The sequence below is a fragment of the Maribacter sp. Asnod2-G09 genome, assembly GCF_045063795.1.
Taxonomy (GTDB): domain Bacteria; phylum Bacteroidota; class Bacteroidia; order Flavobacteriales; family Flavobacteriaceae; genus Maribacter.
This window is the reverse complement of the sequence record NZ_JBEFOA010000005.1, coordinates 971,303-991,333: the sequence shown is the minus strand read 5'-3', so window position 1 is coordinate 991,333 and position 20,031 is coordinate 971,303. Positions and strand designations below refer to the sequence as shown.

22 protein-coding genes are annotated in these 20,031 nt (G+C 31.1%); 20 read left to right on the top strand and 2 right to left on the bottom strand.

Annotation, left to right across the window (positions count from 1 at the left end; genetic code table 11):
- Positions 1-10 precede the first annotated feature (10 nt).
- The 17 genes from rfbA to purD are packed head-to-tail and all read left to right on the top strand — an operon-like array spanning position 11 to position 16,451.
- Positions 11-886 carry a glucose-1-phosphate thymidylyltransferase RfbA gene (rfbA, locus tag ACJJVT_RS16345; RefSeq protein WP_405400119.1) on the top strand — a complete coding sequence of 292 codons (876 nt, stop codon included), beginning with the start codon at positions 11-13 and terminating at the stop codon, positions 884-886.
- A complete protein-coding gene (rfbC, locus tag ACJJVT_RS16340; protein WP_405400118.1) occupies positions 876-1,421 on the top strand; it encodes a dTDP-4-dehydrorhamnose 3,5-epimerase in 546 nt (181 codons plus the stop codon). The genes rfbA and rfbC overlap by 11 nt, the downstream gene beginning before the upstream one ends.
- Entirely contained in the window at positions 1,418-2,272 is an 855-nt protein-coding gene (gene rfbD, locus ACJJVT_RS16335) for a dTDP-4-dehydrorhamnose reductase (protein ID WP_405400116.1), read from the top strand. The genes rfbC and rfbD overlap by 4 nt, the downstream gene beginning before the upstream one ends.
- Before the next feature lie 10 nt (positions 2,273-2,282).
- Complete coding sequence (locus ACJJVT_RS16330; RefSeq protein ID WP_405400114.1) at positions 2,283-2,858, top strand: acyltransferase; 576 nt, start codon at positions 2,283-2,285, stop codon at positions 2,856-2,858.
- Positions 2,859-2,860: 2 nt separating this feature from the next.
- Entirely contained in the window at positions 2,861-3,955 is a 1,095-nt protein-coding gene (locus ACJJVT_RS16325) for a DegT/DnrJ/EryC1/StrS family aminotransferase (RefSeq protein ID WP_405400113.1), read from the top strand.
- A complete protein-coding gene (locus ACJJVT_RS16320; RefSeq protein WP_405400112.1) occupies positions 3,955-4,893 on the top strand; it encodes a Gfo/Idh/MocA family protein in 939 nt (312 codons plus the stop codon). The genes ACJJVT_RS16325 and ACJJVT_RS16320 overlap by 1 nt, the downstream gene beginning before the upstream one ends.
- Positions 4,894-4,924: 31 nt before the next feature.
- Positions 4,925-6,028, top strand: coding sequence for an O-antigen ligase family protein (locus ACJJVT_RS16315; protein WP_405400111.1), 1,104 nt, complete (start codon positions 4,925-4,927; stop codon positions 6,026-6,028).
- Positions 6,000-6,905, top strand: coding sequence for a hypothetical protein (locus ACJJVT_RS16310; protein WP_405400109.1), 906 nt, complete (start codon positions 6,000-6,002; stop codon positions 6,903-6,905). The genes ACJJVT_RS16315 and ACJJVT_RS16310 overlap by 29 nt, the downstream gene beginning before the upstream one ends.
- The gene (locus ACJJVT_RS16305; RefSeq protein ID WP_405400108.1) at positions 6,902-7,201 is read left to right on the top strand and encodes an oligosaccharide flippase family protein; all 300 of its coding nucleotides are present in this window, start codon (positions 6,902-6,904) and stop codon (positions 7,199-7,201) included. Before ACJJVT_RS16310 ends, ACJJVT_RS16305 begins: the two co-directional genes overlap by 4 nt.
- Positions 7,192-8,151 carry an oligosaccharide flippase family protein gene (locus tag ACJJVT_RS16300; RefSeq protein WP_405400107.1) on the top strand — a complete coding sequence of 320 codons (960 nt, stop codon included), beginning with the start codon at positions 7,192-7,194 and terminating at the stop codon, positions 8,149-8,151. Before ACJJVT_RS16305 ends, ACJJVT_RS16300 begins: the two co-directional genes overlap by 10 nt.
- Positions 8,151-9,158, top strand: a complete 1,008-nt coding sequence (locus tag ACJJVT_RS16295; RefSeq protein WP_405400106.1) for a glycosyltransferase — start codon at positions 8,151-8,153, stop codon at positions 9,156-9,158. Before ACJJVT_RS16300 ends, ACJJVT_RS16295 begins: the two co-directional genes overlap by 1 nt.
- A 35-nt stretch (positions 9,159-9,193) precedes the next feature.
- Positions 9,194-10,390, top strand: a complete 1,197-nt coding sequence (locus ACJJVT_RS16290; RefSeq protein WP_405400105.1) for a DUF6337 family protein — start codon at positions 9,194-9,196, stop codon at positions 10,388-10,390.
- Between the two features lie 27 nt (positions 10,391-10,417).
- Positions 10,418-11,500, top strand: coding sequence for a glycosyltransferase (locus ACJJVT_RS16285; RefSeq protein ID WP_405400104.1), 1,083 nt, complete (start codon positions 10,418-10,420; stop codon positions 11,498-11,500).
- 9 nt (positions 11,501-11,509) lie between these two features.
- Complete coding sequence (locus ACJJVT_RS16280; protein WP_405400103.1) at positions 11,510-12,742, top strand: glycosyltransferase family 4 protein; 1,233 nt, start codon at positions 11,510-11,512, stop codon at positions 12,740-12,742.
- A 44-nt stretch (positions 12,743-12,786) separates the two neighbouring features.
- Positions 12,787-14,151: a sugar transferase gene (locus ACJJVT_RS16275; RefSeq protein WP_405400101.1), complete on the top strand. Its 1,365-nt coding sequence runs from the start codon at positions 12,787-12,789 to the stop codon at positions 14,149-14,151.
- Positions 14,152-14,159: 8 nt separating this feature from the next.
- Entirely contained in the window at positions 14,160-15,137 is a 978-nt protein-coding gene (locus ACJJVT_RS16270; protein WP_405400100.1) for a UDP-glucuronic acid decarboxylase family protein, read from the top strand.
- 42 nt (positions 15,138-15,179) lie between these two features.
- Positions 15,180-16,451 carry a phosphoribosylamine--glycine ligase gene (purD, locus tag ACJJVT_RS16265; RefSeq protein WP_405400099.1) on the top strand — a complete coding sequence of 424 codons (1,272 nt, stop codon included), beginning with the start codon at positions 15,180-15,182 and terminating at the stop codon, positions 16,449-16,451.
- A 58-nt stretch (positions 16,452-16,509) separates the two neighbouring features.
- On the opposite strand, the gene ACJJVT_RS16260 is transcribed toward purD, so the two are convergent.
- Complete coding sequence (locus ACJJVT_RS16260) at positions 16,510-16,731, bottom strand: DUF6341 family protein (protein WP_299318433.1); 222 nt, start codon at positions 16,729-16,731, stop codon at positions 16,510-16,512.
- Between the two features lie 148 nt (positions 16,732-16,879).
- Between ACJJVT_RS16260 and ACJJVT_RS16255 the strand changes: the two genes are divergently transcribed.
- The 3 genes from ACJJVT_RS16255 to ACJJVT_RS16245 are packed head-to-tail and all read left to right on the top strand — an operon-like array spanning position 16,880 to position 19,383.
- On the top strand, positions 16,880-17,701 hold the full coding sequence (locus ACJJVT_RS16255) for a hypothetical protein (protein WP_405400096.1): 822 nt from the start codon (positions 16,880-16,882) through the stop codon (positions 17,699-17,701).
- A gap of 40 nt (positions 17,702-17,741) precedes the next feature.
- On the top strand, positions 17,742-18,344 hold the full coding sequence (locus ACJJVT_RS16250; protein WP_405400095.1) for a DUF4254 domain-containing protein: 603 nt from the start codon (positions 17,742-17,744) through the stop codon (positions 18,342-18,344).
- Positions 18,331-19,383, top strand: a complete 1,053-nt coding sequence (locus tag ACJJVT_RS16245; protein ID WP_405400094.1) for a glycosyltransferase family 9 protein — start codon at positions 18,331-18,333, stop codon at positions 19,381-19,383. Before ACJJVT_RS16250 ends, ACJJVT_RS16245 begins: the two co-directional genes overlap by 14 nt.
- On the opposite strand, the gene ACJJVT_RS16240 is transcribed toward ACJJVT_RS16245, so the two are convergent.
- Positions 19,380-19,997, bottom strand: coding sequence for a TetR/AcrR family transcriptional regulator (locus ACJJVT_RS16240; RefSeq protein WP_405400092.1), 618 nt, complete (start codon positions 19,995-19,997; stop codon positions 19,380-19,382). The genes ACJJVT_RS16245 and ACJJVT_RS16240 overlap by 4 nt on opposite strands.
- Positions 19,998-20,031 lie beyond the last annotated feature (34 nt).

Genomic DNA, 20,031 nt, shown 5'->3' with positions numbered 1-20,031 from the left:
AAATTTGATTATGAAAGGTATAATTTTAGCTGGTGGCTCAGGAACACGACTTCATCCTCTAACTCTTTCTGTTAGTAAACAATTGATGCCGATTTATGATAAGCCAATGATATATTATCCCTTATCTACTTTAATGTACGCAGGTATCAATGATATTCTTATAATCTCTACTCCTAAAGATTTACCATTATTTCAAGATTTATTAGGGGATGGAAAAAAGTATGGCTGTACATTTTCATATGCAGTTCAAGAAGCACCAAATGGCCTTGCGGAGGCATTTATTATTGGGGCTGATTTTATAGGTAAAGACAAAGTTGCATTAGTCCTTGGAGACAATATATTTTATGGTTCCGGGCTTGCTAAGCTACTTCAAAGCAATAACGATCCAGATGGAGGTATAATATATGCATATAGAGTTCATGATCCCGAGAGATACGGTGTTGTGGAGTTTAATGATGACGGTATAGCAATAAGTATAGAAGAAAAGCCTTTAGAGCCCAAATCTAATTTTGCAGTGCCGGGAATTTACTTTTATGATAATGATGTGGTTAATATTGCGGCAAATATAAAGCCTAGCTCAAGGGGTGAGCTCGAAATAACAGATATAAATAAAGAATATCTAAAATGTGGTAAGCTTAATGTAAGTATTTTAGATAGAGGTACAGCTTGGCTAGATACAGGTACCTTTCAATCATTAATGCAGGCATCACAGTTTGTAGAAGTAATTGAAGAAAGGCAAGGGTTGAAAATTGGAGCTATTGAAGGTGCCGCTTACGAAATGGGGTATATAAACAAAGAACAATTCATAAATCTTGCTGAACCATTAATGAAAAGTGGCTATGGAAAAAACCTCTTGGGTATTTTAAATAAAACAAATGATTTTTAAAGAAACAAAACTAAAGGGGTGCTTTGTTTTGGAACCAAATATGTTTGAAGATGACAGAGGATATTTTTTTGAGTCTTTTAATGCACAAAGGTTCAATACAGGCATTGGTGAAACTATAAATTTTATTCAGGACAATCAATCTTTTTCAAAATATGGAGTAATTAGAGCAATTCATTATCAGTTAGGAGAATATGCCCAAGCGAAATTGGTGAGAGTACTAAGTGGTAAAGTACTTGATGTTGCAGTTGATTTAAGAGAGAATTCTATAACTTTTGGACAACATTTTGCAGTTGAGCTTTCGGGAGAAAATAAAAAACAACTTTTTATACCAAGAGGATTTGGGCACGGCTTCTCTGTTCTATCAGATACAGCCGAGTTTTTCTATAAGTGTGATAATTATTATAAAAAAGATTCTGAGGGAGGGATAATTTATAATGACTCATCGTTGAAAATAGATTGGAAAATACCAGTAGACGATATTAAGGTGTCAGAAAAAGATGTAGTTCTTCCAAATTTGAATAATGCTAGAATATGATAAATGTACTTGTAACTGGTGGAAATGGACAATTAGCCAGTAGTGTAAAAGATTGTATAAATAAGCAAGTAGATATAAGTTTTATTTTCACTGATGTAGATCAATTAGACATTACTGATTTTAAAGCAGTTAATACTTTTTTTAAAAACAAAAATATCTCATATTGTGTTAATTGTGCTGCTTACACCGCAGTAGATAATGCAGAAACTAATAACGAAATAGCAGAAAAAATTAATGTTTTAGGTGCTAAAAACATTGCATTAGCCTGTAAAGCCTATAATGCTGTTTTAATTCATATTTCAACGGATTTTGTTTTTGATGGGGCTCAATCAAATTTTTATACAGAAAAGGATTTGGTGAACCCAATAAGTGTTTATGGGTCGACAAAACTTAAGGGAGAGTTGGCAATAGCCGAAGTATTCAAAGAATATTATATAATTAGAACATCTTGGCTTTATTCTGAACATGGTAATAATTTTATGAAAACCATGCTTAGATTAGGAAGAGAAAGAGAGACTCTAAATGTTGTAGTTGACCAGATAGGTACACCTACATACGCTTTGGATTTAGCAAAGGTGATTTTGAAAATCATTAGAGAAGTAAAGACGGATTTTGGAATATATAACTTTAGTAATGAAGGTGTTGCTAGCTGGTATGATTTTGCGAAGGCTATTTTTGATGAAAGTAAAATTAATGTTCGTCTATATCCTATAAAATCAGAAGCATATCAAACTCCCGCAAAACGACCTAAATTTAGTGTGTTAGATAAAACTAAAATTAAAGAAACGTTAGATATAGATATTCCTTACTGGAAGGATAGTTTAAAATTGGCGTTAAATAATTTAAAATAAAAGTATTGGCATGAATAATTATTTCGCTCATGAAACTTCAGTTATAGATGTTAATTCTGTAATAGGTAACGGCACCAAAATCTGGCATTTTTCGCATATTATGGCTAATAGCATATTAGGGAAAAACTGTAATATTGGACAGAACGTCGTTGTATCTCCTGATGTAGTTTTAGGTAATAATGTTAAGGTTCAAAATAACGTGTCCATATATAAAGGTGTAATTTGTGAAGATGATGTTTTTTTAGGTCCTTCTATGGTGTTCACAAATGTTATTAACCCACGAAGTGCAATAAATAGAAAAAATCAATACACCAAGACAACAGTTAAAAAAGGAGCCTCTATTGGGGCAAATGCTACAATAGTTTGTGGAAATGATATAGGTGAATATGCATTTATCGGGGCTGGCGCTGTTGTAACAAAGAACGTCGCTGCATATGCATTGGTTGTTGGCAATCCTGCAAGACAAATTGGTTGGGTAGGTGAATATGGTCATAAATTAGAATTTAATAATGAAGGACATGCCGTCTGCATAGAAAGTAGGCAAGAGTATAGAATTGAAAACAGTATAGTGTCAAGAACTAAATAAATATGAAAATAGATTTTGCAAATATTCAAAAAGCTTATAAAGAGCATCAAGCAGAATTTGAACAGGTTACTTTAGAGGTAATGTCCTCTGGACGATACATTTTAGGGAAAGAAACCGAAGAATTTGAAGTAGGTTTAAATCAGTTCGTAGGCTCAAAATTTGCGCTAGGCTGTTCTTCTGGTACTGACGCCCTTTTACTAGCTCTAATGGCCTTAGGAATAGGTCCAAATGATGAAGTTATTACGACTCCTTTTACTTTTATAGCAACAGGAGAAACAATTGCTTTTATGGGCGCTAGACCTGTTTTCGTAGATATTTGTGAAAAAACTTATAATATTGATGTTACCAAGATTGAAAAGGCAATAACAAAGAAGACCAAAGCAATTATGCCGGTGTCTTTATACGGTCAAATGTCTGATATGACTGAAATTAATAAGATTGCCGAAAAATACAATTTAGCAGTAATTGAGGATGCTGCACAAAGTTTTGGTGCTTTATATAAGGGAAAAAGAAGTTGTAATGCTTCTATAATTGGTTGTACTAGTTTTTTTCCTGCAAAACCAATGGGATGCTTTGGAGATGGGGGAGCTGTTTTTACAAGTAATGAAGAATTAAATGACAAAATGAAGGCCATGCGTGTTCATGGCCAGGTTCAAAGATACACACATAAATATATTGGTATGGGTGGCCGTTTAGATAACATCCAAGCGGCAATTTTAAATGTAAAGCTAAAACATTATCAATCAGATATAGAACGAAGACAATGGGTCGCCAATCAATACTCTAAAGCCCTTACAGGGCATGCTGTAATCCCTTATATAAAAGAGGATAGGTCGTCGGTTTGGGCACAATACACCATAAGATTAGAAAATAGAGAAAAAGTTCAGTCTGCCTTAAATGAACTAGGGATACCAACAGCTGTTCATTATCCCATTCCAATGCATTTACAAGAATGTTTTCAGTACTTAGGCTATAAAAAAGGAGATTTTCCTATAAGCGAGAATTGCGCCAATGAAGTTATGAGTTTGCCAATGAATCCCTATTTAACTTTAGAAGACATAGAATATATTACAAATAACCTAATTAAAATAATATAATGAAAAATTTCGCATTAATAGGAGCTGCTGGCTATATTGCCCCTCGTCATATGAAAGCCATTAAAGATACAAGCAATAACTTACTTGCAGCATATGACAAAGGAGATAGTGTAGGTGTAATTGATTCTTATTTTCCTAGTGCAGATTTTTTTGTTGAATTTGAACGATTTGATAGGCATATTGAGAAATTAAAATATGATAAAAACTTATTCTTAGATTATGTAAGCATATGCTCACCAAATTATTTGCATGATGCTCATATTAGGTTTGCACTTAGAAGTGGGGCAGATGCCATCTGCGAAAAACCTCTTGTTTTAAATCCATGGAATATTGATAAACTAAAAAAGGTTGAAGAAAAAACTGGGCAAAAAATCTATAATATTCTTCAGTTAAGAGTACACCCAAGTATCATTGAATTAAGAGAAAAAGTACGAAAAGCTAGCAAGGAGAGGAAATTTGAAGTTGATTTAACATATTTAACTTCACGAGGACATTGGTATTTCACTTCATGGAAGGGAGATGTTTCTAAGTCAGGAGGTATAGCTACAAATATAGGTGTACATTTTTATGATATGTTATCATGGATATTTGGAGATGTTCAAGAAAATATTGTTCATGTTCATGAAAAAGATAGAGCAGCAGGATATCTTGAATTTGAAAATGCAAGAGTTAGATGGTTTTTATCTATTAATTCTGAATACCTACCAAAAGATGTACAGAAGAAAGGTCAGACTACTTATAGATCGATTACTATTGATGGAGAAGAACTTGAATTTAGCGGAGGTTTTACGGATTTACACACACTGGTATATAAAGATATTTTAGATGGCAAAGGGTATGGTATTGAAGCCGCAAGAACCGCTATCGAAATAGTTCATAAAATAAGAAATTCTGAGCCTATCGGTGTTAATGGTAATTACCATCCGTTTTTAAAATAAAAAATAAAAAGTGTTCTCTGAAAAAATTAATTTGAAAAAAATCCTTTTAGGAGAGAACATATTTCTTTCACTAACACTTTTTTTCTTACCAATATCAATAGGTTTAAGTAGTTTGACCTTAGCTTTTTCGCTAGCTTACGCTATATATACATTGGTTGTTAATTTTAAAATTTTAAACAAATATCAAAAGATATACTTAGGAATTAGTTTCTTTTTTTTTCTGCTAATATTTCTTAATAGCTTTTTTACTGATGGGTATAAACTTTTACTCAAGTATTTGCCTTTAATGTTTATTCCAATAATCAGTATGCCCATTATATTTGATCGTTGGAAAAAGGCTTCATATTTAAGATATCTTAATTATGGAATACTTTTTTCTGTTTTAATTTCTATTGGGCGTTATCTATTTAATGACCATAATGAGTTCACTTATAGGACATTAGAGATTTTGCTTAATGTTCACCCAACTTATTATTCTTTATTTCTGCTTATAAGTATAAATCACTTTTTATTTGGCACTGATTTAATAAAAAGAAAGAATCTATTTCTTTTACTATTTTTCATAGGATTAGTTGTATTTATTCGTTCTAGAATTGCTTTAATATCATTAGTGGTAATTGGTTTTATATATTTGCTTTATTCGTTTAAATCTAAAAAAGCTTTTATAGGTGTTTTTTTGTTTTTAGGGTTACTAACAACTTCACTATTTGTAAGTGGCACTATTAAAGGAAAAACAACATTTAAACTAGCATTGACGGAGCGTATTCAAATATGGGAGTCATCATATGAACTTGTAAAAGAAAAACCGTTATTAGGTTATGGCATAGATGAAGAATTTAATGAATTAGGCAGGAATTTTCTTTTTAATGGAAAATTAAATTTATTGGATGAAAGATTTAATAGCCACAACATCTTTCTTTCTATATTAATACAGATAGGGGTTTTGGGGTTGCTGATCGGGTTGATTATATTTATTTTTCCTTTAATAAAACGACCATTAAGTGTAGAATTTTTAAGCTATCTAATTATTATAGGGATATGTGGTTTAACAGAATCTTATATTCATAGACATTGGGGTATAATTATAGTTTTAATAACAGGGGTGTATGCTGTCAAAATTGGTGTTAAACATTAGTATTAGTTTATTGGGTGTAACAGTAGTGGCTCAGAACGTTATTTTAAAATCTAATAAGCCAATAAGAGCTTTTCAATTTAAAACGGATACTATATATTATAGTAATAATGATCATTTAATAATTGCCAAGAACAATGAAAAAATTAATACAATTTACCTCGGGGGATACTTATTAGATTTTAAATTAATAGATTCTAAAATTCATAGTCTTTCGAATAAATATAAATTAGGTCAAGGAACCTTAAGAATTTTTGACCTTATAGAAGATAAGTATTCATTAGTCTACAAAATTGAAGAGAATAGTCCTATGCTTTCATATGAATTACTACCGTTACCAAATGATTCATTAGCTGTTGCTGTTTCTTTTAACAATGGTAATTTAAATTGGTATTATAGTAGTGGAAGTCTAGTAAACCAAATAGGTAAATTCGCTAAAATCAGACAAATCAAAAAATTTAACGAACACTTGTTTTTCTGTACAGATAATGGAGAGCTTTTTAAAACAGATGGTAACTCTACTAATTTAATATTTAAAACCAATTCTAAACTAATGAAGTTTATAGTATCAGAAGAGATGATTTTTACTATTGATGATTTGGGGATATTGACAAAGTATAATATTGCTAACAAAATTCAAAATCACATAAAAATTTCTTCTGAAATATTGATGGATTTTATTAGCCTAAACGAAAACATATTGGTTTTAGGTGACTGGTCGGGAACATTATTTATTTATGATATTTTAAATAATGAGATTATTTCAAAAAAAGAAGGTCACAATAAAATGATTTTGAAATTACAAAAGAGGAATAACCATGAATTTTTAAGCTCAAGTCAAGATGGGACAATAAAAAATTGGAACATAATGCATTTATGAGGGAAATTTTAAAAAAGAACAAGGTAATAATCAACAATTTTTTCTCGCTTTCTGCTTTAAACGTTGTTAATTTTTTGACCCCTATAATTACACTGCCTTATCTTATTGAAGTTCTAGGAGCAGAAGGTTATGGTAAGTATGCGTTCGTATATACAATACTTATGTATATACTTATGATTGTAAATTTTGGATTCAATTTTTCTGCAACCCAAGAGGTAGCGATATATAAAAATGATCCAGAAAAGCTATCATTAATCTTTACAGAAGTATTGGTGATTCGTTTTTTTTGGCAATAATTTCTTTATTAGTGCTTATACTTTTGTTTAGTCAAATACCTAAATTTTCTGAAACAGCCAATTTAATAGTTCTAGGTTCTGGAGTAGTTTTTGGAACAACCTTATTGCCTAATTACCTCTATCAAGGTCTTGAAAAGATGAAGTATATTACCTTAGGAGCTGCTTTACCAAAGCTTGTAATGATTTCTGTAATTTTTATATTAATTACACAAAAGGAGGACTTAAATTTATTAATGATAATACAAAGTGTTGGATTTATGATTTCTGGCATCATAAGCACATTAATATCATACAGATTTATTAAGGTTAAACTAGTTAAATTTAATATTCCTGGCTTAATTTTAAGAATGAAAAACAGCCTGAATCTCTTTTTTTCAACCTTGGGAATGAGTTTATATAGAGAATCTGGAACTTTAATTCTTGGGTTTTTCTCTTCGTTTGAAATAGTTGGGTTTTATTCTGCCGCTGAAAAAATAGTTAGGGCTATGCAAGCAATATTAAATCCTATTGCTCAAAGTATTTTTCCACATTATGCAAATAAATTTAGCCAGAAAACAAAAGAGAAAACGTTAGCACTAAACCACTTTAATAAGTTTATAAAATATTATATGCTTTTTTTACTTTTGGTGGTAGGGTTTGTAATCTTCTTGTTGCCTGCAGTCGTTAGATTAATCGCTGGAGATAAATATGATGACTCTATATTGGATATTAGATTATTAAGCCCTCTTGTTTTCTTTGGCAGCTTAAATTTTGTAATTGGTATAGTAGGCTTGGTAAACCTTGGTTATGACAAATATTTTGCAAGAGGAGTTTTGTTTTCTGGAATTATAGCAATTACTTTGAGCCTTATTCTAGTTCAGTTTTATGAGGACAAAGGTGTAGCTATTTCTGTATCTTTGACAGAAATCTTTTTATTTTATTTTCTATTTAAAAAATTTAAATCAATCTAATGCATCAACCCTTTGTCCAGATTATAATTTTAAATTGGAAAAAGCCTGAAGATACTGTAGAATGTTTAGCATCCTTAGAGCGTATTACATATTCAAACTATGGTATTATACTCATTGATAACTTTTCTAATGATAATTCTGAAGAGAGAATAACTGGGTGGTTAGATAAAAGTAGTTTTACCTATTCTAAGTTTTATACAACAGCTAATAAGTGTTCAGAAATAAAAATAGATGTCTCTAAAAAAGTTCAATTTGTTTTAAACCATGAAAACTCTGGATTTGCTAAAGGCAACAATTTAGGAATTACGGCATCTTTAGTAGTTGGTGCTAATCTTGTTTTATTATTAAACAATGACACAGAGGTAAATGAAGATTTTCTAGATGTTCTAATTCAAGCGAAAATTAATACTCCAGAAATAGCTGTTTTTACTCCTCAAATAAGACTTTATAAGCCAAAAGATGTATTGTGGAATTGCGGCGGCAAACTTATTTTAGGGGGTTTTTGGAAAAAATATTATTATCCATATCAACACATTAGTAAAATAAACGAGAAAAAACCAATTAAGCCTATTACTTTTATTACGGGCTGTGCACTGCTATATAACGCTCATGAACTAGGTAAACTAACAGAAGATTTTTTCTTTGGCGAAGAAGATTTTGAGTTTTCGTTAAGGATGAAAAAAAAGAATAAAAAAATAGGGTGCGTTATGGATTCCATTATATATCATAAAGTGGGAACTAGTTTAAGCTCTGTAAATACAATAGGGAAAAGATATATTCATATTTTAAATAGATTAATTAATACTAGAAGAAATAATTTTAATTTGTCCTGGCCTTTTTTAGCATTAAGTATTATACTTTATAATATGATAGGATTAATTAAGAATGAGAACTTGAGTATTGTAAAAGCTTTAAAGTTTTCTTTTTCACTTTTAAGAGATTCGGTTAATATGAATACAGTTGATGAAGAGAAATTTATAGATACCCTTTATAAAAGAAAATGGTAATTTTCCTTTTCCTTTTACTAGTTTGCCAAACTTTTATGTATCTAAGAATAGACAGGGTAATTTATGGCACCTTCATAACTCCTATTTCTGCATTAACTTTACCATACCTTTTAGTCTTGTTAACACATATTCTATTCCATGAAGCACTAGGTTTTAAGTCTATCTCTCCTTTAAGTGTTTTTATTTGGAATCTTGGTACAGTTTTATTTTGGATAGGAGGTTTAATAATTGCTAAATTATTTCTTAAGAAAAAAGTTGTAAATCCTTTTGAGAATATACTTGGATTAGATTTAAAGATAAAAAACCTAAATTTTTTAGTTCTACTAATAACTATTCTTTTTTGTTTAGTTCTATTCTATAGTTTGATTATTAATGTCCTTAGTATGGGATATAACTCAATTAGTACAGAGGCATTTGCAACAAAATTTGCAGGAGGTGGACTTTTTGGGCATTCACTAACTTTACTTAGATATATTTTAGTGTACTTAATAATAGTTACGTCAAAAAAGCAATATTTAACTAATTTATTAATATTAATAATCATTTGGTTTAACTTATTATATCAAGTTAAAGGATGGTTATTAATCCCTGTTATATCTGGACTTTTAATTAGATTCGTTTTATTAGAAGAAAAAAACGGAGGTCTTTCAAGAACATTTTTTAAAAAAACTCTTTTTATTTCGGTATTAGGCTTTGGGTTTTTTGCGCTATCATATTATATAAGTTTAGGGAGTAAGGTACGTTTTGAGTTTATTTTTACTCATTTTTTTCATTATACATGGTCTGGTTTGATTGGATTTAGCGAGTATCTAGCTAGCGGTATAAAGATGGGAGAATATGTAGCAGAAATTTTTAACCCAATAAACAATATAATAAATAAAATTTCAGGGCTGCCAGTTGAATCTGCTTTGAATCCTAATTATTTTAGCACATATATTTATTATCACAAAGGGAGTAATGTATCCACATTTATAGGTTCTATTTTTATCTCTTCTGGACCAGTATTATCTGTGTTCATATGTTTCTTTTTTGCTATAGTAAATTATGGAATCTTCATAAATTTTTTAATAAAAAAAACTATTTTTGGATTAATACTTTATTCCTTTTTCTTGGTAGGTTTGTTTTTTGGATGGTTTGATTTTTATTTTAGACACTTAATATTTTACGTAATTATTATTATAACATTACTATTTAACTGGTTGATTTATTCAGGAAGAAAAAAATCATTTTAAGTTTTCTTTAAAATACTTTTGAAAAACATGAAACTATTAATTGTAGCCCAAATCAATTCTATACATACAATTAGATGGATTAATAGCCTAATTAATTTTGTTGATGAGTTACATATAGCTAGCATGCATGAACCTTTGGAAAGTATTGATGATAGAATTGTCATTCATAAGCTACCTCGAAAAGCACCTATGGGGTATTTTACAAATCACAAGTCTTTAAAGAATATTATCCTGAAAATTAAACCAGATTTAATTCATACTCATTATATGTCTGGATATGGTACATTATCAGCTTTGGCTGTTAATAGGCAATTGCATCCTCATTTACTTTCTATGTGGGGTAGTGATATTTATGATTTTCCAGAAAAAAGCTTTGTTCATAAAAGAATTATTCGATGGGTAGCAGATAAAGCAACTATTTTAGCATCTACTAGTCATGTAATGAAAAGTCAGTTTTATAAAGTATATCCAAATTATCCTAATAGAATAGAAGTGACACCATTTGGGGTAGATACCGAACTTTTTAAACCAAATAGATTATTAGGAAATACAGATGTTTTTAATATTGGGATTGCAAAGAATATTGAGGATAAGTATGGAATTAACTTCTTGATTGAAGGTTTTGCATCTTTTAATAAGGACTATCCTAATTCCAAATTACACATTATAGGACAAGGGAGTAAAACCGAAAGTCTTATAAAACAGGTTCAAGATTTAGAATTGAAAGAGAAAGTTGTATTTTATGGAAGAATAAATAATAAAGATCTTCCTAAATATATTAATTCATGGAATGTTTGTGTATTCCCAAGCATTTTGGAAAGTTTTGGGGTTTCTGCTGTGGAAACTTGTTCTTGTGCATTACCAGTTATAGTTTCTAACGTAGGGGGGTTGCCTGAAGTTGTAGAGGACGGCGTAACAGGTATAATTATTCCACCAAAAAATCCAGAAGCTATTTATAGGGAATTAACTAGGTTGTTTTTGAATCCAGAGCTTTGTTTAAATATGGGCTTAAAAGGCAGAGAGAGAGTCTTGAACAAGTATGATTGGAATGAAAACGTGAAGCAAATGGTTTTAATTTACAAAAAGATGCTGGTTGAAAACGGAAATTAACTTATTATCATGAAAGAGAATATTACAAAGAATATATGGATTATTAATCAGTATTTGACAACACCTGAGCTCAATGGAAATGGATATAGGCACTCTTATTTGGCAGATATATTTCAAGATAATAATTATGATGTAACTTTAATAACATCATCTTTTTCCCATGTTCCACATAAAGATATTAAGATAAATGGATTATTTAAAATTCTTAATTCAAATATCAGAACTATTTTAATTAAGGGAAATAGATTTAAAAAAAGTAAAGGTTTACAACGTATTTTGAGTTGGTTTATATTTACTTTTTTGCTTTTTTTCTTGCCAAAAAGTAAATTACCAAAACCAGATTTTATTATAGTTTCTTCAATGTCGATATTTCCAGTATTAAACGTTGTTTTTTATTTTAAAAGGAAGTACCCAAATGTTAAATTTATTTTTGAAACAAGAGATATTTGGCCATTGACTATTATAGAATTAGGAGGATATTCTAAGAATAATCTGTTTGTTAAACTATTAGCTTGGATTGAGAAATTGGGCTATGAAAAAGCAGATCACAATGTGTCTGTATTGATTAATGCGGATAAACATATAAAATCGGTTTTAAATCATGATAACTTTAAGTTTTCATGGATTTCGAATGGTTATAATATAAGTAAAGACAATGATGCTGAAGAAATTAGTGGTTATTTAGAAAGCAAAATACCCAAAAATAAATTCATAATTGGATATGCAGGGACCTTAGGGAAGGCGAATGCAATGGAGTATATGGTTGAAGCAATACAAGGTTTGAATGAGAATGTATGTCTTATGATTTTGGGGTCTGGAAATGAAAAAGAGGCTTTGAAGAAACTTGATATGTCAGACAAAATCATTTTTTTAGATAAAGTTCCTAAATCACAGGTTTTACCATTTTTAAAAAAATGTGATTTATTGTATTTAGGTTGGCATGACTCCAAGATTTATAATTTTGGTATTTCTGCTCAAAAAATATTTGAGTATATGTATGCTGGTCGGCCAATTTTAATGTCAGGAGATTTTGAGGATAATCCTATTTCTAAGGCCAATTGTGGATTCGTGATTTCTGCAGAAAACATAAATGAAATTAACAAGGCGGTTGTTGAAATATTGAAATTAAATAAAATTCTTTTAGATGAATTAGGGACTAACGGAAAAAACTACCTTATGGCAAATTTCACTTATAACTTACTTGCTAAAAAATACATTAACAATGTATTTAACAAATTGTAAGTAAATATATTAAGCTTATTTTTGAAGCAAATATAGAAGTAAAAATGCCAAATCCTTCCATTCTAAATTCGATAGAACGAAAATTTATTCTTTTAGTAGGAGATTTAATTATTATAATAGCAAGTTTAAATGTATTTGTTAATAACGCAATTGATATTGAATTTGTTTCATTTAGGCTAAAAGTGATTGTTACCATATTTGGTATATTCTCTTTTCTAACACTTTCCTATATTTTAGACTTATACAATTTACAAAGAACTTTAAAAAGAAAGTACGTAGTATCTCAAGCGTTATATATAACGGCATTATTTGTTTTTATAGTTTTTATCTTTTCCGTTTTGTTTTTTGACACAAGTTTCTGGAGAATTCCTTTGTTGGTATTTCTAATACTAACCCCAATTGAAATTGCTCTTTGGCGATTATTTTTTGTTAATGTTTTTAGGGTTATACCAACTACCAGAAATGTACTGTTGATATATGATAAAGAAACTGAAAAACATTTTAGAGAAGTAACATCATCGATTGATGGAGATGATGTTGAAACTTTTTATAAAGTAAAGTTAACGTACAACCTTAATCAGCATAGTGAAGTAAGAAAAAAGTTTCTTGTAGCAACTGAAAAAGTTGATTCTTGGATAGTCAACATTAAAAATTATAGTGACTTTCCAGATGATTTAGAAAAGATTTTACTAAGATCTATTTTGAAAGGAAAGGAAGTTATTTCGTATACCTCGTTCTATGAAAATACTTATGAAGCTTTACCAATACAATCTCATAATGATAGTTTTTATGAAATCCTACAATTTAGGAACCGTAAAATTAGGTATTTACATACTATTTTTAGCTTCATTATAAATTTTGTTCTTTCATTATTTGTAGGCACTGCTCTTTTAATTTGTATTCCATTTGTTTTTGTTCTTAATCTTTTTTTTAACAAAGGACCATTGTTTTATACTCAAAAAAGGGTTGGGTTACATGGTAATGAATTTAATATTTATAAGTTTAGATCAATGGTGGTTAATGCAGAAAAGGAAGGTGCAAAAATGGCTGTGAAAAATGATACTAGAATAACTCCATTTGGAAGAGTATTAAGGGTTTTTAGAATTGATGAATTACCTCAAATTTTATCTGTTATAAAAGGAGATATGCAATTTATCGGTCCACGCCCTGAAAGAAAAGTATTTGTTAATCAATTAAATTCACTCGTACCTTTTTATGGTACCCGTCATTTAATTAAACCAGGTATAACGGGTTGGGCTCAGGTTAAATATAAATATGGGGAAAATTTAGAAGATTCAATTAAAAAATTAGAATACGATTTATACTATATTAAAAATCGAAGTATAACCTTAGATTTAAGGATTGTTTTTAAAACAGTAACGACAGTTTTGTTTTCAAGAGGTGTATAAGAGAGAATATGAAAAAAATATTAATTACAGGTGCAGCAGGCTTTTTAGGTTCTCACCTATGTGATCGTTTTATTGCAGAAGGTTTCCATGTCATTGGAATGGATAATCTTATTACTGGAGATTTAAATAATATCTCGCATTTATTTTCTTTAGAACATTTCGAGTTTCATCATCATGATGTAACTAAGTTTGTTCATGTTTCTGGAAAGCTTGATTATATTTTACATTTTGCCTCGCCAGCTAGTCCTATTGATTATTTAAAAATTCCAATTAAAACCTTAAAAGTTGGATCTTTAGGCACGCTAAACCTTCTAGGCTTGGCGAAAGAAAAGGGCGCTAGAATTTTGGTTGCTTCAACTTCCGAGGTTTATGGTGATCCATTGGTTCATCCTCAAAATGAGGAATATTTTGGTAACGTTAACCCAATAGGCCCACGTGGAGTTTATGATGAGGCTAAGCGCTTCATGGAGTCCATTACAATGGCTTATCATAGACATCACGGACTAGATACCCGTATCGTTCGCATATTTAATACCTATGGGTCTAGAATGCGTTTAAACGATGGTAGGGTGGTACCTGCATTTATGGGTCAAGCGTTACGAGGAGAAGATTTAACTGTTTTTGGTGATGGTTCTCAGAGTAGGTCATTCTGTTATATTGACGATCAAGTAGAAGGTATATACCGTTTGTTATTTAGTGATTATACAGATCCTGTTAATATTGGAAATCCGCATGAAACTACTATTAAAGAATTTGCAGAAGAGATTATTGCTTTAACAGGAACCAAACAAAAAGTAATTTACAAACCTCTTCCTCAAGATGATCCTACACAACGTCAACCGGATATTACAAAAGCGAAGGAAATTCTGGGATGGGAACCGAAAGTTCATAGAGCAGAAGGATTAAAAATCGTATACGATTATTTCAAATCCTTGTCTCAAGAAGACTTACAGAAGAAAGAGCATAGAGATTTCTCTACTAAATAAAAATTTAAAAGAGCAAGAAGTATTTTTGCAAAAATTAATAAAATGAATATTTTAATTCTAGGATCAGGTGGTCGTGAGCATACTTTTGCTTGGAAATTGGCACAAAGTAATAAACTATCAAAACTATTTGTAGCACCAGGAAATGCCGGTACAGAAAAAATCGCAACAAACATACCAATTGGTGTAAATGATTTTGAAGCTATTAAAAAATTAGTTTTAAAGGAGAATATTCAACTTGTTATGGTGGGTCCAGAAGATCCTTTGGTAAACGGAATTCATGATTTTTTTCTTGATGACAAAGAATTAAAAAATGTGGCTGTTATTGGTCCTGAAAAATTGGCGGCCACTTTAGAAGGTAGTAAAGAGTTTGCGAAGGAGTTTATGATGCGTCATGAAATACCTACCGCTCAGTATAAAAGCTTTACAGCTGAGACAGTGGAAGACGGATTTAAATTTTTAGAAGAATTAAATCCTCCGTTTGTTTTGAAAGCTGACGGATTGGCTGCTGGTAAAGGTGTAGTTATTCTCAATGACTTAAACGAAGCCAAGGTTGAATTAAAATCAATGTTGGTTGATGAGAAGTTTGGTGCTGCTAGCGCAACTGTGGTTATAGAGGAGTTTCTTGATGGTATTGAACTAAGTGTTTTTGTGCTAACCGATGGTGATAGTTATAAAGTGCTACCAACAGCAAAAGATTACAAAAGAATAGGTGAGGGTGATACCGGACTCAATACTGGCGGTATGGGAGCTATTTCGCCGGTTCCTTTCGCAAGTAAGACCTTTATGGATAAGATTGAGCAACGAGTTGTAAAACCTACGGTAGAAGGGCTTAAAAAGGATAAGATGCCATATAAAGGTTTTATCTTCATCGGACTCATAAAAGTTGGTGATGATCCTAAGGTTATTGAATACAACGTTAGAATGGGTGATCCTGAAACTGAAGTGGTTTTGCCGCGTATTCAAAACGATATGGTAGAATTGCTACAAGCTGTTGCTAATCAGGAATTATCTGAAATAGATTTGCAGTTAGATGATAGAACAGCTACTACAGTTATGACTGTTTCTGGTGGCTACCCTGGTTCATACGAAAAAGGAAAAGAAATCACCGGTATTGATTCTATTACAGAATCACTGGTATTTCACGCAGGTACTACACTTAAAGATGGTAAAGTAGTTACTAACGGTGGTAGGGTAATGGCGATTACTTCTTTTGGCAGTGATTTTAAATCGGCACTGGCGCAATCGTATAAAAATGTAGAAAAACTTTCCTTCGAAGGAATGAATTATAGAAAAGATCTAGGTTTTGATCTTTAATCAATAATCTGTTATCAGTTTTTAAAGATTAAAAACTGATAACAGATTTAATTTGATATTATAAGTAAGAGTGAGAAGTACTCGACTTATCTTCTTCACCATTATCGTTATATTTTTTCAATTGAAGCATCCAATACACAAATGCTACAGAACCTATTAGCATAAATACCCAATTTAGGATATTTGCCAAAGCCCAGCTATCTGCAAAACGTAAAAAATCTAACGGTGCAAATAGTACATTTACGAACAAATCTGCGATACCTTCAAAAAATGATTTCATCTTATTACTATATTTACCAGCAAAAATATAAAAAGCTTAGATGATTTCAAGCATTTTTGAGAAAACAAAACCGGTGAATTTCATCATTCTTCTGGTTTTTTTGTTTCTTTTCTACTGGTCAGTCCAATTTTACCTCTTTGATTTATCGATGAGCAATGTAGAAATTGCCCCGTCAATCGGTATTTTGACCATTTTATTATTCAGTGTCTTTATTGTTGACTTTGTTGTTAAACGTAACAAACTTACGAGTACAAATTCTTTTGCAATTTTGTTTTTCACCCTGCTTTTTGTGGTTTTCCCTGAGACGCTAGGTGATAATAATGCCATTTTCACCAGTTTTTTCTTATTGCTCGCGATGAGGCGATTGCTAAGTATTAAATCTCTAAAGAATATTAAACTTAAAATTTTTGACGCCTCACTCTGGATCTGCATTTCAAGTGTTTTCTATGAATGGGCTTTGCTTTATTTGCTATTAGTTTTTGTCGCAATATATATTTATGAACCAAAAAACATTCGAAATTGGTTGGTAATCATATCGGTAGGTTTTTGTTTTCTCATGATACTGTATGGTATATTAATTTTACTTGACAAACCTAATTTTATTCTAGAGCATTATGATTTTGCAATTAACTATGACGCTATATTCCCCATTAAATGGTGGACTAGCCTAAAAATGACATTATATGCCTTATTCAATATAGCTCTTGCTTTTTCTGCTTTTGTACACTTGAGTAAATCGGGTGTGGGTAAGGTTATTGTTATGAGACTTATTGCATTTTCGTTTGTAATAGGCTTGGTCGTTAACGTGCTAGTTACTTCTAAAAATAACAATGCCGTGATGATTACCTTTTTTCCTTCGGTAATTTTCATCGTCAACTATCTTGAATCTATTAAGAAACCCAAGTTTCTAGAATTAATTCTTGTTTCTAGTATTTTAATACCCATCATAGTTTTTGTTGTGAAACTTTAGGTTTATGCTTTAAACTTTATCTTTGTTAAAAACAGCTCATATGTTTAGCGAATTCGCATTTAATATATTTAATACCAGTATTGAAAAATATCACATAGTAGATGATGTGTATCAAAGTTTTCATAATCCTTATTCGAAAGAGGATATAGAGCATTTGCTTTATCGCAAAAACTGGATTGATACCGTTCAATGGCATTATGAGGATATCATTAGAGATCCGGATATAAATCCAGACGACGCCTTAGTTTTAAAACGTAAAATTGATGCTAGTAATCAAGACAGAACTGACTTGGTGGAGTTCATTGATAGTTATTTTCTTAATAAATACCAATCGGTAGATGTTAAGGCAGATGCTACTATTAATACAGAGAGCCCTGCTTGGGCAATAGATCGCCTGTCTATTTTGGCGTTGAAAATCTATCATATGAATCAAGAGGCTACTAGAGCAGATGCTTCTTTAGAACATAGAGAAAAATGCCAAGCTAAATTAGAAATTTTACTTGAACAGAAAAACGACCTTTCTTTAGCGATAGACCATTTGCTTGCAGATATTGAAAGTGGTGTAAAATATATGAAGGTATATAAGCAAATGAAGATGTATAATGATGAGGAACTAAACCCCATCCTTCGTGGCAACAAATAAAACTATTCATATTCTGGTCATTCGACTATCCGCAATGGGTGATGTAGCTATGACCGTGCCTGTTATTATGGGTATCATTAAAAAATATCCCAAAGTAAAAATCACCGTTTTAACAAAAGCCTTTACTGCGCCAATATTTGCCAACATACCTAATGTAAAGGTCTATAATGCTGATGTAAAAGTAAAGCACAAAGGCATTTTGGGTCTTTGGAAATTATACAAAGAATTAAAGGCGTTACAGATTGATGCAGTTGCAGACTTGCATAATGTTCTACGTAGTTCTATTCTAAAACAGTTTTTTAAACTATCTACCATTCCATTCATTCAAGTGGATAAGGGAAGGGCAGCTAAGAAAGCTTTGGTAAATCCAAAACGAATATCTTTTAACCCTTTACCAACTACTTTTGAACGCTATGCTGAGGTTTTTAGCAAGCTTGGTTATCCTGTTACTATAAGTGAGATGGAAACCTTATCTAAAAGACCAATTCCTGATTCAGCAAAAAGCTTAATCAAGTTTGAAGAAAAGATGCTGATTGGTGTTGCGCCATTTGCAGCTTTTAGCGGGAAAATGTATCCATTACCATTGATGGAGAAAGTTTTAAGTGATCTTAACGCTTCCAATAAATATTCAATAGTTTTATTTGGAGGAGGGAAAAAGGAAATTGAGGTTTTAGCAAAATGGGAATCTCAATTTAACAATTGCTCAAATGCAGCAGGCAAATTGTCATTTTCAGACGAATTGAGCTTAATATCTAATCTTCAGTTAATGCTAGCGATGGATAGTGGAAATGCTCATTTAGCCGCTATGTTTGGTGTGCCAACCGTAACAATATGGGGCGTTACTCATCCGTATGCAGGTTTTTCCCCTTTTAATCAGCCAAAGCATCATGCACTTTTATCCGATAGAATAAAATACCCTGCAATACCAACTTCAATTTATGGTAATAAATATCCTGATGGTTATGATAAGGTTATGGAAACTATACTACCAGAAACAATCGTTCAGAAAATGAATGGAATTTTAAGTACTTCAGTTTAAGAATTAACGGGCTTGGCTTCTATACTTTTAAAGTATTGACGTAACTGAGACATAAATCTGTATTTTTTGGCTGATGGTGCTGCACTGGTCATTAAAATTCTAACTCCGAAATAAGAGCTCATTAAAAAAGTAGCCGCGGCTTCACAATCTACATGACGATCTAAATAGCCATTGAATTTACCTTTTTGTAACGTTGTTACTAAATTTACTTCCCAAACGGTAACAATCTCATTTAAGTGACGCATAATTACCTCATTCTTTCCGTTGAATTCAGTTAAGAAATTACTTAAAATACACCCGTAATCCATTTCGTTATGTACAGCAGTTTCCATGGCATCATCAAAACATTTTGTTATTAATGTTAGCGGGTTATCGTGACCCTCTATAGGTTCTATTAAAGTACTATAGATTTTACGTGCCAATAAATTTTGAATGATTTGTACGAAGTAGTCTTCTTTAGAATCGAAATGATAATAAAATGCCCCCTTAGAAAGGTCTAACTTTTTTAGAATATCATCTATACTAGTATCGTAATACCCTTGGGCATAAAACAACTCTAATCCGGTGTTCTGTAATCGTTGCATGGTAGCCATGCGCTTAAGGCTCTTGTTCATAATATTTAGATTTGGGTAAATCCGACCATGTGGT